This is a genomic window from Microvirga medicaginis, from assembly GCF_052658925.1.
Map to the genome: position 1 here is coordinate 1 of NZ_JBQWEL010000068.1, position 610 is coordinate 610.

A 610-nucleotide genomic window follows, 5' to 3' on the forward strand; every position below is an offset into this window, starting at 1 on the left:
CGAGCCGTGTGAAGATTGCGGAATGCTGCGCCAAGCTGCTGGGGCATGACATTCCCGGCTTCGTCAACTTCGACGTCTCGGCCGATCTCGAGAGCGCCGCCGGGCGCAGCTGGCTGCGGCTGCTCAACTATGCCGAGGCCGAACTGGCCGACCCACACGCCTTCATCCGGTATTCGCCGGTGGCCTGGCGGCAGTTCGAGCAGCAGCTGCTCACCGGCTTTCTCCTGTCCCACCGCCATGACTACTCGCAGGCCCTGCTGGCGCCGCAGGCGGCGGCCGTGCCGTTCTATGTCCGGCGGGCGGAGGCCTTCATCGAGGCGCATTTTGCCGAGCCTCTGTCGCTGGCCGAGATGGCGGCTCAGGCCGGGGTGAGCGCGCGCAGCCTGCAGAGTGGCTTTCAGAGCTTCCGCAACCTCACGCCGATGGGGTTCCTGCGCTTCGTGCGGCTGCAGAAGGCGCATGAGGCGCTGCTGGCGGCGGATCCTGCCGGCGTGACGGTGACGCAGGTCGCCCTGGCCTGCGGCTTCACCCATCTGGGCGAGTTCGGCAGCGCCTACCGGCGGGTATTTGGCGTCCCGCCGAGCCAGACCCTGCACAGGAAACTGCGGCT

1 protein-coding gene is annotated in these 610 nt (G+C 68.4%); it reads left to right on the forward strand.

Annotation, left to right across the window (positions count from 1 at the left end):
* Positions 1-610, forward strand: a 610-nt coding sequence (locus ACUXUR_RS26795; RefSeq protein ID WP_445505389.1) for a helix-turn-helix transcriptional regulator, incomplete at both ends; no start/stop codon positions are given.